This window comes from Staphylococcus lugdunensis (assembly GCF_001558775.1).
GTDB lineage: Bacteria > Bacillota > Bacilli > Staphylococcales > Staphylococcaceae > Staphylococcus > Staphylococcus lugdunensis.
Genome location: NZ_CP014022.1, coordinates 1,391,588 through 1,405,813, shown reverse-complemented (window position 1 = coordinate 1,405,813; position 14,226 = coordinate 1,391,588). Strand labels below are relative to the sequence as shown.

Sequence of the window (14,226 nt, the reverse complement as noted above, 5' to 3'; positions counted from 1 at the left end):
GGAGGGATAATAATGATATTTGGATATAAAATAGATGAAAGTATTAGTTTGAAAATACTAGAACAACGTGAAGCACCCCTTCTTTTCAAACTGGTAGATTCAAATCGTGAGTATCTATCCGAATTTTTACCTTTTGTTGAATACACAACAACAGTTGAAGATAGTAAAAAGTTTATACGTTCGGCGCTACAACAATTTAGTGATGGCAATGGCTTTCACAGTGGGATTTGGTTCGATGGAGAACTTGTCGGCGTCATTGGATTGCATTATTTGGACTTAGTTAATAAAAAAACATCGATAGGATATTACTTAGCAGAAACTTTTCAAAAGAAAGGGATTATGACTAAATGTACTGAAGCTTTAATTCGTTACATTTATGAGGAATTTGATGTAAATCGTATCGAGATTTGTATGAGTACCGATAATAAAAAAAGTCAATCAATACCTCAACGTCTTGGATTCACAAAAGAAGGTACTTTAAGAAGCAATGAAAGATTGCACGGAAAATTCTCTGATAGTTATGTATATAGTTTGTTGCGAGAAGAGTATGATCATTCATTATCGTTAAATAATTGAGAATTTTTCATGGATAAGTGTCATTATTTATGGGAGCGGGACAAAATTCATAATGAATTCGTAGTCCCGCCCCGGCAAGGTTGACTAGGATTGAAAAAGCTTGGCATTAGCGTATTTTCAATCCAGTCAACTAATGCCAATATAGAGTTCATAACTTAAAACATAATTATGTCCCAGGTTCTAAACGATAACGTTATTCATTGCGCCTAGAAATAGAGAATTAATTAAGTGTGGACGTTTCACATTATCCGCAATCCCAAGTATACATGTAATCATCAAATTTCAAAGCTAAGAGATCTTCGGGCTTAATAAAGATGTTACCAATTCCTAAATCTCCCCACATAATTTTAGCATTGCCTTTTTTTGTAGAATCAATCTGTAGTAAGAGCGTATCATATACTCTTAATCCTTTGTCATAAGCTCTTGGGTCTGCTTGCATAAATAGTGGATAGCCGCCTAGCTGGTTGCTTGGCTCTTCAGCAGAGAACGTATTAAATACAAGTTCCATTAAATCATCATAGCCATCAAACATTGATTCTAACTTAAATGAAGGGTTAACTTTATTCCAGATTGAGCGTAAATCTTCATCATATCTATAATCAGAAGAAGATATTGTTTGTTCAGTAAGCTTGTATTCTATTGAAAACGTTCCATCAAATGGAATATTCTCTTTATCAAACGCCAATGAATCCATATGAGCACGTACGTCTTCAAATGTTAAATTCGTAACTGGGTCTTTAATATAAATAAGACTTGAATTTGGATTGTCATTTTCTTTTTCATCAGACAAACCATACATTTCATTCTGTGCACTAATCCAGAATTGTATTATTCCTTCATTTACAGGAAATACTTTTTGTTCTTCTGGAAGTTCGCTTAAGTTAATCTGTGCTAACAAGGCCATAGGCTCTATATTTTCATCCAATGGAATATCATCCACTGACTTTAAAAATGGAACTCCACCAATCTTACTTTTAAGTAAAGTTTCATCTTGCATTTCAGATAGTTCCATTTTAATGTATGGGCGTACCGGCAGATTGCTCTGCTTCACCGATTCGACAAAGCGGTTATAAACCGTCTGTTCCTCTTCAGAAAGATGGCTGACATCTTGAATGTTTAGCATATGAACAGCTCCTTCTGTATGAATTAATACAATGCCATTATAAAGTAAAAGCATATCACTGTATAGTTTTGTATGCGCTAACGCATCCCTTGGATAGGCACTTCGTTAGGTTCAAGTATACCCAATATTATTATATGAAATTTGGGATAAACAACCGATAAAGGTAAATGATGTTATTTAAATTGTGCAAGTGATTTCGATAGAAATACCTTTTTACAAGAAACGTAAGTAAAATTATGTTACATTTGCAGTGGTTGTTAGATATGTTTGAATAAAATTAAAAGGAGAGTTTTATAATGAAAAAGAAACTAGCAACAATTATTGCAAGTACCATTATCCTTTCTCCATTAGCATTTAATTTGCCAAACGACATTAATCCAGTTTCACAAAACAATCACACCGCACATGCTGAAGGTAAAGTTCTTTCTAAATACACGCTTAGCAAAGGTGAGGTTAAATCAATGGCGTCATCCATGCCTAAAAAATATAAAAATATTAATAAGTGGGCAGGCATCGTATCAGAATTATTTGGTAAATATAGCATTCCTGTAGAAGCGTCAATTTTAGCTAGCAACCACGCACAGAAAAAGACAGTTGACACTTTTACGTCAGCAGCAAAGCAAAATAAAAGAATCCAAGTTATTATTAAATCAGGCCCAACACCAAACCTTAATACAGTTGAATATAAAATTGTAAAATAAACGATATATAAGGTGTGTTTCCTATATTTCTCAGGAAATACACCTTTGAATTTATGTACTAATTTAGAAATTATTAACTCACTATACGAAAAGAGCCTTTTTATTAAATTACCCTGTCGTTCCCTCATGCAATTCAACTGGAAAAATATACTCTTGATGCGTAGCCTTATTGTGAATTCTTTGCTCTAAGATGTCTATGGCTTTATCCGCAATTTGACTGATAGGTTGGATGATTGTTGTTAAGTAAGGATGCATATATCTCATGAGTTGAGTTCCATCATAACCAATCAATTTCAAATCGTCTGGTATTCGTTTACCAAGTACTTGGGCAAGATGATAGATTTGAATAGCATCTGTATCATTGGAGGCAAAGATGCCATCAACGTTAGGATGTTCTTGAAAAATACGATTAAAAATTGCTGATTTTTCTTCGTAGCCTAAGCTAAAATCAACAGTATAGGTCACTGGTGATAAACCATGTTTATGCATCGTTTGTTCATAACCGGTTTGTCTTAGATTGGCAGGCGTATTCACATCAATAGGCCCATTGGTATGAATGATATGACGCGCGCCTTGTTGGATAAGACGTTCTGTAGCAATAATACCACCATTAAGATTGTCTGAACGAATATCTGGTATATCTTCGTTCATAACTCTATCAATGGCCACAATCGGTAAGTTTCTATTATTGTATTGTTCAATACCAATATTATGCGTGCCAACGATCAGTGCATCTATTTGGTTTGATAATAATTGATTAATATAATGACGTTCTTTTTCTGGATTATTCATTGAGTTACCAATTATAACGATATAACCTTTATCATACAGCCTTTTTTCTAATTCAAAGATAAGTTCACCAAAGAATGGGTTGGCAACCGTTGGAAAGAGCAAGCCAATTATATTTGTTTTTTGTTGATAGAGTTGGCGAGCTGCGGAATTTGGTTGATAATTCAACTTTTGCATTGCATGATAAACCTTATCTTTCGTTTCTTGACTTATATAGCCTCGGTTATTTAGGACACGTGATACCGTTGTTTTAGAGACTTGCGCGAGCTTAGCAACATCTTCTAATTTAGGTTTCATTGTGTGACACTCCTACTCCATATAGATTATTAACTTTATTATGCACTTTTCATAACCAGAATGCGATACAAATGAAACAGAAGCGGGATCAAAGTTAACTTTCGATTGTATACACAACGTTGACTTCGTAATCCCGCTTCATAAAACAATGAGATATGATTATTTTTTATTGTTTTGATTTAATCAAATTGGATGGCGTTTTCTGCTAGTTCATAAATATGAGTATTAAGTTTGATAGGTGAATCTGCAGAAACCCATATCTTAGGGGCAGTTTCGCTATAGAATCTTTCTGTAAATACAGCTTCACCATCATTAATAAACAATTCTACTGAACTTGTATCAATATACATTTGAAGTTTAAGCTGAGCTGATGGTTTGATGGTTGTGTATCTGCAATCATTTAAATCATTACGGTATAAGGTAAACTTACATTTTGTTGCATCGTAGTCAACAGATAATAATTCACTTTGCTGACTCGTCAATTGAAGTTTAAAGTTCTGTTGAGGAAGTAAAAGATTAAGTTCAACTTGTTTCATACCTTCTGATAATAGCGTACGTTCGCTAACTGTCATCGTATCATGTACACCTTCATCTTTACGCAATTGCTTTAATTCTTCGATAGGCGTCATGTATAAGTGGCCATGATTTAAATGAAGTTCACGTGGTAATGTCAGTGCACCTGACCAACCATCTTCTTTTTCAGGCATATGGCTTTCCCACATAGCCATCCAGCCAATTAAAATGCGTCTACCATCAGGTGTTTGCATCGTCTGAGGTGCATAAAAGTCATGACCATGATCCAGTTCTTTGAAGTTATCACGTGTAAATCGATGGTTGTCATAATCAAAATCACCCACGAAATACCCATTTTGGAATAAATTTAAATATTGTTCTTCTTCTGCATCCATGCCTTGTGGTGAAAAGAGTAAGACATGCTGACCGTCTAATTCAAATAAATCTGGACATTCCCACATATAACCTTCGATTTGTTGACCGTTAGACATATCAACAGGACCAATGTAATCCCATGATAATAAATCGTGTGAGCGATAAAGAATAATACGTCCTAAGGATTCGTTATTTTGACTGCCAACAATCATATAGTAGTCATCTCCATGTTGCCAGACTTTCGGGTCTCTAAAGTGGTGTGTATTATCTTCAGGTGGCTTAGGAATAATCGCATTATGTTGATATTTGGTAAAATGTAGACCATCTTGTGAAAAAGCCATGTTTTGATTTTGCCAAAAATGATCGGGGTCATTATCACCATAATAGTGATGGCCGGTATAGAATAAATATAAAGTGTCATCTTTAACAATACCGGTACCTGAGAAACAGCCATCTTTATCTTCTGTATCTCCTGGAGTTAAAGCGATAGGTAATGTTTCCCAATGTACTAAATCTTTACTGCGCGCATGTCCCCAATGCATTGGTCCCCATTCAGGCGCATAAGGATAATGCTGGTAAAAGATATGATAGTAGCCATTAAAATAGGAAAAGCCGTTTGGATCATTTATCCATCCTGATTTAGGCATAATATGATAGCCTAAACGATATCTATCATTTGAAATTGCATTTGTATTTTGCGTCTCTATTTTTATTAACACTCCTTAATTTATTCTCTAATAAAAGGATCTCCAAAGACATATTCGTTATCTTTTCTTAATGTAACAAAGGCAAAAACACCTGCCAATAAGACGATTGAAGAGATAACAAAGAATGTCGGTTGATAGCCAATATGGTCTCTTAATGTACCGAGTGGACCTGATAATATCACTTGACCAACTTGAGCAGATACATTGTAACCTACCATGTATATAGTAGCGGATAATTTTGTATCAAAATGCAAGGTAATATATCTGAAAATCGGCAAAATAAACAGAGGAACTTCTAAAGCATGGAACATTTTTATAAATGATACACTAATAGGTCCTTGAGCAATGCCACATAGGCCAATACGTAAAAACATAACAGTCGCACCTAAAAGTAACGTTTTACGCACACCAATTTTTGACATGATAATTGGCACAATACCCATCATAATTGCCTCTAAAAATACTTGTACAGAATTTAATGTGCCGTACATTTGCTGCCCTACACTAGTAGATGAAAATAGTTTCGTATAGAAATCAGGAAACATTTGTTGGTCGAATATCGTATAGAAAGACCATGAAAATGTAATAAATATAATAATAATCCATAAGTCTTTTACTTTTAATAATGATAAGATACGATGCATTGATGGAACGGCTTCATCTTCGTTATCCTCAATACGTTCCTTAGCATTGATTTCTTCATCAGATTTCCAAAAGATGATGGTTAATAATAATATTAAACCAAGCAATGAGCCTAACCAGAAATTTAAATGTGGATTGATAACAAATGTGAAACCGGCAACAAGTGCCATTACGGCATATCCGAATGATCCCCATGCACGTGCTTGACCGTAATTAAAGTTAAAGAAACGACTGAATCTTTCTCCAACAGCTTCATATGCGCCCACAGCCGCTAAAAAACCACAAGATAGGAAGATAGCACCTAAAGCAACACCTAACCAAAACACATTTTGAATTAATGGTGCGTAAAGCCAAATGAAAAATGGTCCAACGAAAGTTGAAAAGAGTGAACAGAAAATAAGCAATGACCGTTTGATAACTAATTTATCTTGGATAATGCCATAGATGAACATCAATATGAGTGTGACAAAAGAATTGGCCGAATATATAGTACCAACCTTTCCGCCAGTTAAACCTAAACCGTTGCTATCTGAAGTAAGCCAAATTTGGAAAAATGACCACCAAATACTCCATGAAGCAAAAAAGAGCATGAACATTAATGAACTTTGTAAATAAGATTTGTTTTTAAAGGTAGCTATGAAATGTGTAGGTTTCATAATAGACCTCCTTATATCATTTTAGAAAACGCTTTCTTAATTTAGTTAAAGTGTAATCGCTTTCTAAAAATATGTCAACCGGATGACATATAATGTTTGGATGTAAGGATATACAAATTTAAACTTCCGGAAGTCTTAGCGCGCTTTTAAATTAAACGATGTTATTGAACTCATTGCTGTTTAACAGTTTTACTAGAATGCATACACATCATAAGTACGTCGAGCATTTGAATCGTGTTACACTATAATCGATGTAAAAAATAAAAAGGAGAATTACAATGGGTTATCATGCTTTAATTATTGAAGATGATATAGATATCGCACATATTTTATCGCTTACTTTGACAAAGATGCATATTAAAACGACGTTAAATTTTTCTGGACAGGAAGCAATAGAAACGTTAGAAAAAGACCAATTTGATTTAATTCTATTAGATTTAATGTTGCCAGAGGTAAGTGGAGAAGAAGTATTAAGCTATATTAAAGCACATACCAACAGCAGAGTCGTCGTTATTTCTGCTAAAACAGATGTTGAGGAGAAGGTACGTTTGCTAAGCAGTGGCGCCGATGATTATTTAACCAAACCGTTTGATACAAAAGAATTAGCTGCACGGATTGATGTACAATTGCGCAATTTGCAACAGATGCCACGTCAAGGTGACATCTTAACGTGGCGAGATCTCACGATAGATAAACAAACAAGAAAGGTGCAAGTTAAAAATCAGGTGCTCAATGTTACTAACACTGAATACGATATTCTATGTTTATTTATGTTGACACCCGAACAACCGATTTCTAAGCAAAAAATCTATGAAAATATTCAAGGTATCTATTTAGGTGATGACAATACAGTGAATGTACATATTTCTAATATTAGAAAAAAATTAGCTGCCTTCAGTGATGAATCTTATATTAAAACGGTATGGGGTATCGGTTTTATGCTTGAATAACAATCTTTATACTTTTTTTATATTTTACTTAAAGGACTTTAAGTATTTTCAAGTTAAAGTAAAGGTAACATTATAAGAGGAGATGATAATGTGAGCCTAGTTATTCAAACACAACAGTTAAGTAAAAAATACAAAGGTGCTCATGGCTTAATGCCAACGGGTTTTAAATTGTATCAAGGTCAAATTTGCGCACTTATTGGCCGAAATGGCGCGGGAAAATCGACATTTTTTAAATTATTAGCACATCAAATTGAACCAGATAGTGGACAAATTGAGCTATTTGGACAGCAGGCAACAATTAAGCAACAAACGCGTAAGCGAATTGGGTTTATGATTGAACAGCCAACATTTATTGGCCGTTTTACTGCGTTTCAAAATCTAAAATATTTTAGTATTCAAAGAGGAATGTCGAGCAATCATCATATCCATGAAGTATTGCGAACGGTAGAACTTGATAATGTGACAAAAAAATTTAAAGCCTATTCATTAGGTATGAAACAGCGTTTAGGCTTAGCGTTGGCACTGTTGAATGGACCTGATTTATTAGTGTTAGACGAACCTATTAATGGCCTTGATGCACAAGGAATAAAAGATTTTCGTAATTTAATTTTACGTTTAAATCAAGAGCACGGTATTACCATTTTATTATCAAGCCACATTTTAAGTGAATTACAACAAGTGGCACAGCGCTTTGTCTTTATTGACCAAGGCCAAATCATGCAAGATATAACGAAAGAAGAACTCAATCAACAAAGTGCCAAGCAACTAGTTATGACTGTCGATGATACAGCACATGCGGCACAAGTGCTTGAGGAGCATATTCCAGGTGTGAAATACAACGTGTTACAAGATGATACATTAATCATTTTTGAAAGTCAGATAAAATACAGTCAGATTAATACACTAATGTTCCAACATGGTGTGACAGTATATGAATTAAGCATGCAATCAGCGAATTTAGAAGATTATTTCTTGAAAATGAATCGAGGTGGCAAGAATGATTAACTATCTTAAAAGTGAAAACTATCGGTTGACACATAGTAAAGGTATTTATTTATATACTGCTATCATTTCTGGATTAATTATTTTAGCGGCACTCACGCTTGTGAATTTTGGTCATACGACAAATAATTTTCCATATAGTAGAGCAAAATACCTTTACGGTAATGTTATTAGTGGGGCTATACCAATTATGTTTGTTGCTTCAGCTATGAATTTGCTCGTCAACAGTAGAGAAAATAGACAAATAATAAAACAAAGTCTATCATTTGATATTTCAAAAGGAATTATTTATTGGTCTAAGTTTCTATTATTCTTAGTGTATTTTGTACTATTATGTGTGATTTGTATTCTTGTGACCATTGGCATGGGCCTAACAGTTTTTAATAAAGACATGAAGTCATTACATGATTTTGTTATATCTATTTGCAATATGGCGCCATTGGTTTTTGGTGCGTTAGCATTAGTACACGTGTTGAATAGCTTGAAAATAAATGGTATTTTTTCAATGATTTTAACGCTAATTATATACTACTATAGTGCGGGACTCTTACGTCTTTTAAAATATATTGATAAAGAATTTATTATTATTTATAAAAATTCTCCAATGCATGGATTTAAAAATATACTTGAAGAATACCTTAATGGCATGAGTACGTTTCATGTGGAATATTGGTTTTTAGGTATAGGTTTAAGTATCGTTATTTTAGCTTTAGGGCGATGGTTAGTGAATAAAGTAACGTATTAAATGATAAGTAAGGTGAATGGGTATGTTGATTTTTATAATAATCGTGTTGATTATAGGGATATTATTTTTAACTTATAAATACTTAGCACTCAAACGCGATGTGTCGCAACTGACGATACAATTGCAACAGTTGAGTCAAGATATTTCATCAAATCAACGCTTGCGTACAACAACACAGTTTCATGAAATGCAACAATTAACTAAGGCATTAAATCATATGTGTGATGAATATAAGCAACAACGTATCCAATTTAGAAAAAAAGAACTGATGTTGAATCAAGAAATCACAAATATTTCTCATGATTTACGCACACCATTAACAGCCATTAAAGGATATTCTGAACTCTTCACAGACGATATTGAAGTGACCGAGCAGAGACGCTATTTGAATATTATTAAAAATAAAACAACAACGCTTATCGAGACAGTTAATTTATTCCATGAAATTACGAAACTAAAGTCGTTAGATTATGAACTTAAAGTCGAACCAGTATCATTAAACACAGAGATAGAGCAAGTTTTCTTGTCGTATTATGCACAATTTACTAAACAACAACTTGAAGTGCGTTTCAATTTGCAACGTGTTTCCAACGTTAAGTTAGATTTAGCGGCCACGCGACGAATATTGACGAATTTAGTTCAAAATATTTTGCGCTACGGTAAAAGTTTTGTTGATATTTGCATATATGAACAAGAAGATTTTGTAGTAGTGAAGCTAGCCAATGATACAGATGAAGCTTTAACGGATGAAAATATACAAGATATATTCAAGCGTACCTATACACTTGATAAAAGTCGTCATCAAGGTAGGACGGGTATTGGGTTATACATTATTGCACAATTAGTTGAAAAACAAGGTGGAAATGTAAGCGCAAATATTAAAAATGACCTCTTTACGATAACAATGAAATTTCATAAAGGATAAAATATAGATATCATTAATTAAATTAAAGGAATAAATATGAATAAAACATGGTATAAGAACAATAAATATACATTGAGCTATATGATAATTTTTGGTGTCATCTTGTCATTTATTTTTGGGATACCATTAGGAACAGGGTTTGGTGTCGCAATTGGTGTCTCAACGGGTGTCGCACTTGGACAAGCAAAGCAAGTTAGTGTAGGAGCCCCAACAAAGAGCATTTCGAAAAGAAATTCATCAAGCAAAGCAAGTAGGGGTGGGGCCCCAACAAAGAGGATTTCGAGAAGAAATTCGTCAAACAAAGCAAGTAGGGGTGGGCCTAAGCACAGTAAAACTGACTAAACCAGTTTTTTCTAACAAAGAAAGCTGGAGTGGCTCAAGCTGTCCTCTAAGAAAGTGTGCCAATCATTCAGCGTATTAATTAAAGCAGAGTCGGGACATTATTATGTTTTAGGCTATGAACTAAATATTGGCAGTAGTTGACTAGATTGAAAATACACCGATACAACCTTTTTTCAATCCTAGTCAACCTTGCCGGGGTGGAACTATGAATTCATTATGACTTCTGTTCCGCTCTTTTTTTAATGCTTAATTTAATTGAATTTGTTGAATGACGTCGTCAAATGCTTCTTGTTTTATTAAAGGCTGTGTCAACGTAATCTGGTGACCATCAGGATCTTTAAGCGTCAATTCATAGGCATTCCAAGGTTTTAGAGTTAATGGCTCTAGGATGTTTTTGGGAGATACACGAGCTGCAACAGCATCAATGTCATCAACTAGTAGATTAAGGTAAATCGCGTTACCAACATGCCAATCTGTATCGTTAATTATAAGCATAATATCTTGATATTTAGCTAAACGCAGATGATTCATAAGCACTTGTTGCTTATCATTTCTAAACTTGAAGACACTTTTGAATCCGAGTGTTTTGCTATACCATTTTTCGGATTTAGCTATGTCTTGTACACAAAGTTTATTAAACATTGGCATAAGATAAAATTCCATATGTCTCACCTCCTTCTGATGTTTAATATAAAGTATGACGTAACGTCAATATCAATAGATAAATAAACGAACAGCTTGCTAACAATATTGTCATATGCCATAAAGACAACATTTTCGTCTGTATAATTAAAAAAGATATTGAGTTATAACAGAAAAGGAGTAGACAGATGACCAAGAAAAAAATATGGGCAATCAGTATTATTATTTTTATATTATTAATCATTAGTGTTGTTATTTTTAAATATATATTGCGAGATCATAAGCAACAACATTCAGGTTACGATACATATACAGTTAAAGCGGAAACACCGATTCAAATTGAAGGTAAGGCCGCGCCACAGTCAGTAAAAACTTATCAATATAATAGTCAAGTTGGTACGTTGATTGCTGCTACAGTTGAAGATGGACAAAAAGTACGCCAAGGTGAACGTCTTATTAGTTACGATACAAATACGAGTAAGCGTCAATCTATGGCCAATAAAGTGAATCAAGCACAGCAACAAGTGAATAAAGATGTGACGCAAATTAATCAAACGCCTAATGACCAGTCATTACAAACGAAGCTTACAGAGGACCAAAGTGCCTTATCAGAAGCACAACAGCAACTTGCACAATATGATAAACAGGTAAATGATAGTACGGTAGCTTCATTTAACGGTATTGTTAACATTAAAAATGGCAGTGATGCTAGCGATGGTGAACCTATTTTGCAGCTAATATCGAATCAACCTCAAGTTAAAGCAACCGTTTCAGAATTTGATATTGATAAAATTAAAGAAGGAGATAACGTCAATATTAAGATAAATAGTAATGGTAAAAGCGGGACTGGGAAAATCATCAAGATTGATCAACTCCCAACATCGTTTGAAGATTCAACAAATACAAATACTGCACAAGCAAGTCAACAAGGAAATATGGAAAGTAATGGCGAGGCGAGCGGGACACAAACAGCTATAAATCCAACTGTTAATAATCCATCAGGAGGTAAAGACGGAGCAGCATCAAAATACACGGTAATTATAGGGAATATAGATCTCCCAATTAGAGCAGGTTTTTCGTTAGAGGCCAAAATTCCATTGAAAACATTAAAATTACCGAAGAATGTTTTAACGAAAGATAATCAAGTATTCGTGTTGGATTCTGAGCATAAAGTACATAAACGCCATATTAAAATTGAACGCAATAATGATCAAATCATTGTTAAAAAAGGATTAAAAGCTGGAGATAAAGTAATTAAAAATCCTCAAGTCAATCTCAATGATGGTGAAAAAATTGAGGTGTCTTCATGATTGAGTTAAAAGGTGTCAACCGTGCTTTTAAGAATGGCAATGAAACAACCCAAGTATTAAAAGACATTAACTTGAACATTCAAGCAGGCGAATTTATTGCAGTTATGGGTCCGTCTGGTTCTGGGAAAAGTACGTTAATTAATATTTTAGGTTTTATTGATCGTGGTTATTCAGGAATCTATAATTTTGAACATGAATCTTACAAACAAAGTTCAGATAGTAAATTAGCTGAAATACGCAATCGTACAGTGGGTTTTGTTTTTCAAAATTTTAAATTAATTCAAAATCATACTATTTTTGAAAACGTCAGCATTCCACTTATTTACAATGGTATGTCAGCGAAAAAAAGATCAGTACGCGTGAAGCAACGGCTTGCTGATGTTGGACTCAAAGGGAAAGAAAATTTACTGCCTAGCAAGTTATCAGGAGGTCAGCAACAACGTGTGGCAATTGCTCGAGCAATCGTCAATGAACCAAGGTTTATTATTGCTGATGAGCCAACTGGTGCACTTGATTCTGAAACGTCGAAGGAGATTATGGCATTATTTGGAAGTTTAAATAAGGCACAACAAACAACATTAATTATGGTTACCCATGATCGCAAAGTGGCTGAACAAGCAGACCGTATTATTCATATATTAGATGGTCGCATACAAAGCGAAGAGGTGATGACACATGAGCAATTTATATAATGTTATTGTTGTCGCCTTGCGCTCAATATTAAAAAACAAACGACGTAACCTGTTAACTATGATTGGAATCATAATTGGTATTGCCGCTGTGATTACTATTATGTCGCTAGGTAATGGATTTAAACAATCGACCAATGAACAATTTGATGATGCAGGCGCGGGCAAGAATCAAGCAATAATCAGCTTTGCTACAGAAAACCAAAGCGCTCCAAAAGAAAATCCGTTTAAACATGAGGATATTCAGTTAGTAGAACAAGTCAATGGTGTGTCCTCGGCTAAAATCAAAGAAACACAAGAAAGTACATATGCAGCTAAAGCGACCAATACCCAAGGTAACGGCGAAGTTAACTTAAAAAAAGCAACAGCAGTAATAGCGGTAGATGAAGGCGATGGATATTCTACTGAAGACAATGATATGATTGAAAAAGTTGTCGTCATTGACCATAAACTCTCAAAACGAATCTTTCATAATGATGCGGTTGGGAAGTCATTATACATTAATGGTGAGGGCTTTAAAGTTGTTGGTGTGTCTGATGCTGATGTTACAGATGACAGTGGTTCACCAGTTGAAAACGTTGTGCAAATGCCTACGAAAACATTTAATCATTATATGAGCGATCTTTCACAAGGTACGCCGCAACTTCAGCTTACTGTGATGGCAGATGCACATAAGATAGATGTCGCCCAACAAGTTGAGAAGGAATTAAATAAAAAAGGCTCAGGGCTCTCTGAAGGTAAATATAGCTTTGTGGATAATGAAGATATGATGAAAAGTGTGGGTAATATTCTTGATACCATTACCTACTTTGTTGCTGCAGTAGCAGGAATATCATTGTTTATTGCTGGTATAGGTGTAATGAATGTCATGTACATTTCAGTGACCGAACGTACCGAGGAAATAGCGATTCGCCGTGCGTTTGGTGCAACCGGCAAGAACATTGAAGTACAGTTTTTAGTGGAAAGTGTTATCTTATGTTTAATTGGAGGTATTATTGGACTTATATTAGGCATTGGTTTGGCAACACTTATTGATTTCGTTACACCTGACATGATTAAGAGTTCGGTCAGTCTAGGGTCAGTCTTATTAGCAGTTAGTGTTTCTACACTAATTGGAATCATCTTTGGTTGGGTACCAGCACGTGCTGCGGCTAAAAAAGAATTAATTGATATTATTAAGTAGTAGTATAAAAACAACTAATAAAGGCCATAAAATGCATATCGTAGCGTGCATTTTATGGC

The 14,226-nt window shown here is 34.4% G+C and carries 15 protein-coding genes; 10 read left to right on the top strand and 5 right to left on the bottom strand.

Translation table 11 applies throughout. From position 1 onward, the window contains the following. Window positions 1–12: 12 nt before the first annotated feature. Window positions 13–576, top strand: coding sequence for a GNAT family N-acetyltransferase (locus tag AL499_RS06665; protein ID WP_002479217.1), 564 nt, complete (start codon window positions 13–15; stop codon window positions 574–576). Between the two features lie 244 nt (window positions 577–820). Here the strand turns inward: AL499_RS06665 and AL499_RS06660 are convergent, their stop codons facing one another. After that, window positions 821–1,699, bottom strand: a complete 879-nt coding sequence (locus tag AL499_RS06660) for a YwqG family protein (RefSeq protein ID WP_002492033.1) — start codon at window positions 1,697–1,699, stop codon at window positions 821–823. A 296-nt stretch (window positions 1,700–1,995) separates the two neighbouring features. On the opposite strand from AL499_RS06660, the gene AL499_RS06655 reads away from it, so the two are divergent. Then, window positions 1,996–2,400, top strand: a complete 405-nt coding sequence (locus AL499_RS06655; RefSeq protein WP_002479219.1) for a hypothetical protein — start codon at window positions 1,996–1,998, stop codon at window positions 2,398–2,400. 108 nt (window positions 2,401–2,508) lie between these two features. On the opposite strand, the gene AL499_RS06650 is transcribed toward AL499_RS06655, so the two are convergent. The 3 genes from AL499_RS06650 to AL499_RS06640 form a co-directional block, all read right to left on the bottom strand. Continuing rightward, a complete protein-coding gene (locus AL499_RS06650; protein ID WP_002461073.1) occupies window positions 2,509–3,486 on the bottom strand; it encodes a LacI family DNA-binding transcriptional regulator in 978 nt (325 codons plus the stop codon). Between the two features lie 179 nt (window positions 3,487–3,665). Further along, the gene (locus AL499_RS06645) at window positions 3,666–5,081 is read right to left on the bottom strand and encodes a glycoside hydrolase family 32 protein (RefSeq protein WP_037540913.1); all 1,416 of its coding nucleotides are present in this window, start codon (window positions 5,079–5,081) and stop codon (window positions 3,666–3,668) included. 20 nt (window positions 5,082–5,101) lie between these two features. Then, window positions 5,102–6,379 (bottom strand): MFS transporter, encoded by a 1,278-nt coding sequence (locus tag AL499_RS06640; RefSeq protein ID WP_002461076.1) that lies wholly within the window; start codon window positions 6,377–6,379, stop codon window positions 5,102–5,104. Between the two features lie 278 nt (window positions 6,380–6,657). On the opposite strand from AL499_RS06640, the gene AL499_RS06635 reads away from it, so the two are divergent. The 5 genes from AL499_RS06635 (at window position 6,658) to AL499_RS06615 (ending at window position 10,343) form a co-directional block, all read left to right on the top strand. Continuing rightward, window positions 6,658–7,329 (top strand): response regulator transcription factor, encoded by a 672-nt coding sequence (locus AL499_RS06635; protein WP_002492051.1) that lies wholly within the window; start codon window positions 6,658–6,660, stop codon window positions 7,327–7,329. Window positions 7,330–7,419: 90 nt separating this feature from the next. Continuing rightward, a complete protein-coding gene (locus tag AL499_RS06630; protein WP_002492044.1) occupies window positions 7,420–8,334 on the top strand; it encodes an ATP-binding cassette domain-containing protein in 915 nt (304 codons plus the stop codon). Further along, window positions 8,327–9,076, top strand: a complete 750-nt coding sequence (locus tag AL499_RS06625) for a membrane protein (RefSeq protein ID WP_002492056.1) — start codon at window positions 8,327–8,329, stop codon at window positions 9,074–9,076. Before AL499_RS06630 ends, AL499_RS06625 begins: the two co-directional genes overlap by 8 nt. Before the next feature lie 22 nt (window positions 9,077–9,098). Then, entirely contained in the window at window positions 9,099–10,001 is a 903-nt protein-coding gene (locus AL499_RS06620; protein ID WP_002479225.1) for a sensor histidine kinase, read from the top strand. Between the two features lie 36 nt (window positions 10,002–10,037). Then, complete coding sequence (locus AL499_RS06615; RefSeq protein ID WP_037540900.1) at window positions 10,038–10,343, top strand: hypothetical protein; 306 nt, start codon at window positions 10,038–10,040, stop codon at window positions 10,341–10,343. Between the two features lie 246 nt (window positions 10,344–10,589). Here AL499_RS06615 and AL499_RS06610 read toward each other — a convergent pair whose 3' ends face one another. Further along, window positions 10,590–11,006, bottom strand: a complete 417-nt coding sequence (locus AL499_RS06610; protein WP_002492055.1) for a VOC family protein — start codon at window positions 11,004–11,006, stop codon at window positions 10,590–10,592. Window positions 11,007–11,173: 167 nt separating this feature from the next. On the opposite strand from AL499_RS06610, the gene AL499_RS06605 reads away from it, so the two are divergent. Genes AL499_RS06605 through AL499_RS06595 form a run of 3 tightly spaced genes read left to right on the top strand, consistent with a single transcriptional unit; the run spans window position 11,174 to window position 14,167 of the window. Beyond that, window positions 11,174–12,295 (top strand): efflux RND transporter periplasmic adaptor subunit, encoded by a 1,122-nt coding sequence (locus AL499_RS06605; RefSeq protein WP_037540899.1) that lies wholly within the window; start codon window positions 11,174–11,176, stop codon window positions 12,293–12,295. Further along, on the top strand, window positions 12,292–12,987 hold the full coding sequence (locus AL499_RS06600) for an ABC transporter ATP-binding protein (RefSeq protein ID WP_002492046.1): 696 nt from the start codon (window positions 12,292–12,294) through the stop codon (window positions 12,985–12,987). Before AL499_RS06605 ends, AL499_RS06600 begins: the two co-directional genes overlap by 4 nt. Then, window positions 12,971–14,167 (top strand): ABC transporter permease, encoded by a 1,197-nt coding sequence (locus tag AL499_RS06595; RefSeq protein WP_002492042.1) that lies wholly within the window; start codon window positions 12,971–12,973, stop codon window positions 14,165–14,167. Before AL499_RS06600 ends, AL499_RS06595 begins: the two co-directional genes overlap by 17 nt. Window positions 14,168–14,226: the final 59 nt, after the last annotated feature.

What these genes read in the sequence shown, in the direction of transcription:
- AL499_RS06605 (WP_037540899.1), top strand. Translation starts at nt 11,174, where the DNA reads ATGACCAAGAAAAAAATATGGGCAATCAGTATTATTATTTTTATATTA.
- AL499_RS06625 (WP_002492056.1), top strand. Translation starts at nt 8,327, where the DNA reads ATGATTAACTATCTTAAAAGTGAAAACTATCGGTTGACACATAGTAAA.
- AL499_RS06595 (WP_002492042.1), top strand. Translation starts at nt 12,971, where the DNA reads ATGAGCAATTTATATAATGTTATTGTTGTCGCCTTGCGCTCAATATTA.
- AL499_RS06600 (WP_002492046.1), top strand. Translation starts at nt 12,292, where the DNA reads ATGATTGAGTTAAAAGGTGTCAACCGTGCTTTTAAGAATGGCAATGAA.
- AL499_RS06620 (WP_002479225.1), top strand. Translation starts at nt 9,099, where the DNA reads ATGTTGATTTTTATAATAATCGTGTTGATTATAGGGATATTATTTTTA.
- AL499_RS06665 (WP_002479217.1), top strand. Translation starts at nt 13, where the DNA reads ATGATATTTGGATATAAAATAGATGAAAGTATTAGTTTGAAAATACTA.
- AL499_RS06640 (WP_002461076.1), bottom strand. Translation starts at nt 6,379, where the DNA reads ATGAAACCTACACATTTCATAGCTACCTTTAAAAACAAATCTTATTTA.
- AL499_RS06615 (WP_037540900.1), top strand. Translation starts at nt 10,038, where the DNA reads ATGAATAAAACATGGTATAAGAACAATAAATATACATTGAGCTATATG.
- AL499_RS06610 (WP_002492055.1), bottom strand. Translation starts at nt 11,006, where the DNA reads ATGGAATTTTATCTTATGCCAATGTTTAATAAACTTTGTGTACAAGAC.
- AL499_RS06655 (WP_002479219.1), top strand. Translation starts at nt 1,996, where the DNA reads ATGAAAAAGAAACTAGCAACAATTATTGCAAGTACCATTATCCTTTCT.
- AL499_RS06635 (WP_002492051.1), top strand. Translation starts at nt 6,658, where the DNA reads ATGGGTTATCATGCTTTAATTATTGAAGATGATATAGATATCGCACAT.
- AL499_RS06650 (WP_002461073.1), bottom strand. Translation starts at nt 3,486, where the DNA reads ATGAAACCTAAATTAGAAGATGTTGCTAAGCTCGCGCAAGTCTCTAAA.
- AL499_RS06660 (WP_002492033.1), bottom strand. Translation starts at nt 1,699, where the DNA reads ATGCTAAACATTCAAGATGTCAGCCATCTTTCTGAAGAGGAACAGACG.